Source organism: Caulobacter sp. B11 (genome assembly GCF_002737765.1).
Classification (GTDB): Bacteria; Pseudomonadota; Alphaproteobacteria; order Caulobacterales; family Caulobacteraceae; genus Caulobacter.
In genome coordinates this window covers 1-3,042 of record NZ_PEGG01000338.1, presented here as the reverse complement: position 1 = coordinate 3,042, position 3,042 = coordinate 1, and the positions used below count along the sequence as shown (strand labels likewise).

At 67.7% G+C, this 3,042-nt stretch carries 1 protein-coding gene and 1 pseudogene; one reads left to right on the top strand and one right to left on the bottom strand.

All coding sequences use genetic code 11. The features are described 5' to 3' along the window. Nucleotides 1-465 (bottom strand): annotated as a pseudogene (locus tag CSW58_RS12275) (hypothetical protein); the annotation flags it as partial. A 278-nt stretch (nucleotides 466-743) separates the two neighbouring features. On the opposite strand from CSW58_RS12275, the gene CSW58_RS12270 reads away from it, so the two are divergent. Beyond that, complete coding sequence (locus CSW58_RS12270; RefSeq protein WP_099447473.1) at nucleotides 744-3,020, top strand: NADP-dependent malic enzyme; 2,277 nt, start codon at nucleotides 744-746, stop codon at nucleotides 3,018-3,020. Nucleotides 3,021-3,042 lie beyond the last annotated feature (22 nt).

Below are 3,042 nucleotides of genomic sequence, written 5' to 3'. Positions count from 1 at the left end.
CGACCTTGCGGCGATGATGGCCTTCGAACACCTCGATGTCCCAGTCGCGGGCCGGCAGGGCGGCGGCGGCCTGGCGCACCAGGCCCAGCAACATGTTGACCCCCAGCGAATAGTTGCCCGACCGGACGATGGCGAGCTTGCCGGCGGCCGCGTCGATCCGCGCCAGCTGCTCGGGCTGAAGCCGGTGGAGCCGATGACCAGGGCCGGGGCCGTCTGACCGGCCTCGACCCGGGCCAGGCAGGCCTCAACCAGTTCGACCGAGGCCTTGGGCAGGGTGAAGTCGATGACCACGTCGACCTGGGCCAGGGCCGTCTCGCGGGCGACCAGGCCCTCGCCCGTCGCGCCGGGGCGGTCGAAAGCGGGCGGCGAGCACGAGCTCGTCCTGGCCGTCCAGGGCCCTGGCCACGGCCGGCCCATGCGGCCCAGGGCGCCGGCCACGGCGACGTTGACGCGGGTCTGGCTCACGGCGATCTCCAAGGTCTGGTCATTGGCTAGTCACCGAAGGGGCCCGCCGGGTCAATGGCGCCGGCCGCATCAAGCGTCGCAATCGCCCGCCAAATGGTTGACCCAAGGTCGCCCGACCTGACGCAACGCCAAGCCATACAAGCGTTTGCGCGCCAACATTGTGATCGTACGAGGTTGTGAGGCGGCGACCCCGCCGTTACGGTGCGCCCTCAGCATAAGGGCGCGTCGCATCGTTCGGCGCGGCCACAGTCACAGACTTGCAGGACGGGAAACACCGGATGAGCGACTCGGAGAAGAAGACTTTCACCGACGCGGAGGCCCTGGCCTTCCACCGCTACCCGACCCCCGGCAAGATCGCGATCGTGCCGACCAAGCCGATGGCCACCCAGCGCGACCTGTCCCTGGCCTATTCGCCCGGCGTCGCCGTGCCCGTCCACGCCATCGCCGCCGATCCGGACATGGCCTACGAATACACTTCCAAGGGCAACCTGGTGGCGGTGATCTCCAACGGCACCGCCATTCTTGGTTTAGGTGATCTCGGCGCGCTGGCCTCGAAGCCGGTGATGGAAGGCAAGAGCGTCCTCTTCAAGCGCTTCGGCGACGTCGACAGCATCGACATCGAGATCAGCTCCAAGGACGCCGACGAGATCATCACGGTGGTCAAGAATATCGGCATCACCTTCGGCGGCATCAATCTGGAGGACATCAAGAGCCCAGAATGCTTCCGCATCGAGACCGAGCTGCAGGAGCTGCTCGACATCCCGGTGTTCCATGACGACCAGCACGGCACGGCGATCATCTGCGCCGCCGGCCTGATCAACGCCTGCTTCATCACCGGCAAGAAGCTGGAAGACGTCAAGGTCGTGCTCAACGGCCCCGGGGCGGCGGGCATCGCCTCGCTGGAGCTGATCAAGGCCATGGGGGTGCGGGCCGAGAACTGCATCGCCGTCGATTCCAAGGGCGTGCTCTATCGCGGCCGCACCGAGGGCATGAACCAGTGGAAGAGCGCCCACGCGGTCGACACCCCGCTGCGCACCCTGGCCGAGGCGGTCAAGGGCGCCGACGTGCTGCTCGGCCTGTCGGCCAAGGGCGCCTTCACGCCCGAGATCATCGCCAGCATGGCCCCCAATCCGGTGATCTTCGCCATGGCCAATCCCGATCCGGAGATCACGCCCGAAGAGGTCCACGCCGTGCGCAAGGACGCCATCATGGGCACCGGCCGCAGCGACTATCCCAACCAGGTCAACAACGTCCTGGGCTTCCCCTACATCTTCCGCGGCGCGCTGGACGTGCGGGCTCGCCGCGTGAACCATGAGATGAAGATCGCCTGCGCCAACGCCCTGGCCATGCTGGCCCGCGAGGACGTTCCCGATGAGGTCGCCGCCGCCTATCACGGCCGCCAGCTGAAGTTCGGCCCGCAATACATCATCCCTTCGGCCTTCGACCCACGGCTGATCTGGTACGTGCCGCCCTTTGTCGCCCAGGCGGCCATGGACACCGGCGTGGCCCGCAAGCCGATCGAGGACATGGACGCCTATCGCGCCGGCCTGGCCCAGCGCCTGGATCCCAGCGCCGGCTTCCTGCAGAAGATCAGCGGCGCGGTGATGGCCAATCCCAAGACCATCGTCTTCGCCGAGGGCGAGGATCCCAGCGTCATCCGCGCCGCCCACGCCTATCAGAGCGGCGGCTATGGCAAGGCCATCCTCTGCGGCCGCGAGAACCTGGTGCGCGAGAACATGCAGGTGGTCGGGCTCGATCCCGACGCCGTCGAGATCGAGATCGTCAACGCCCGGCTCAGCGACCGCAGCCCCGACTATGTCGACGCCCTCTATGCCCGCCTGCAGCGCCACGGCTATCTCAAGCGCGACGTCCAGCGGCTGATCAACCAGGACCGCAACAGCTTCGCCGCCTCGATGGTCACCCATGGCGAGGCCGACGGCATGGTCACCGGCGTCACCCGCAGCTTTGACCAGGCCCTGGAAGAGGTGCTGCGCGTCGTCGATCCCGCCCCCGGCGGCCGGATCATGGGCATGTCGGTGCTGCTGGCCAAGGGCCACACCCTGTTCGTGGCCGACACCAATGTCACCGAGCTGCCCGAGGCCGAGGAGCTGGTCGAGATCGCCTGCGAGGCGGCCCGGGCCGTGGCCCGTCTGGGCTTCAAGCCGCGCGTCGCCTTCATGAGCTATTCGACCTTCGGCAACCCGATGGGCCTGCGCTCGGAGAAGGTGCGCGAAGCCGTGGCCATGCTCGACGAGATGGACGTCGACTTCGAATTCGAGGGCGAAATGCCCCCCGAACTGGCCCTCGACCCGGCCGCCCGCGCCAACTATCCGTTCATGCGCCTGACCGACAGCGCCAATGTCCTGATCATGCCGGCCATCCACGCCGCCTCGATCTCGACCAAGCTGGTGCAGGCGCTGGGCGGGGCGACGGTGATCGGGCCGGTGCTGCTGGGCCTGGACAAGTCGATCCAGATCGCGCCGCTGTCAGCCTCGGTGTCGCGGATCCTCAACATGGCCCTGATGGCGGCCTATGGCGCCGAGGTGGAGGAGTAGGGGCTCGCCCTGACCCCTTGGT

Bases quoted from the DNA above. Each gene is read 5' to 3' on its own strand.
- CSW58_RS12270 (WP_099447473.1), top strand. From the start codon at position 744: ATGAGCGACTCGGAGAAGAAGACTTTCACCGACGCGGAGGCCCTGGCC.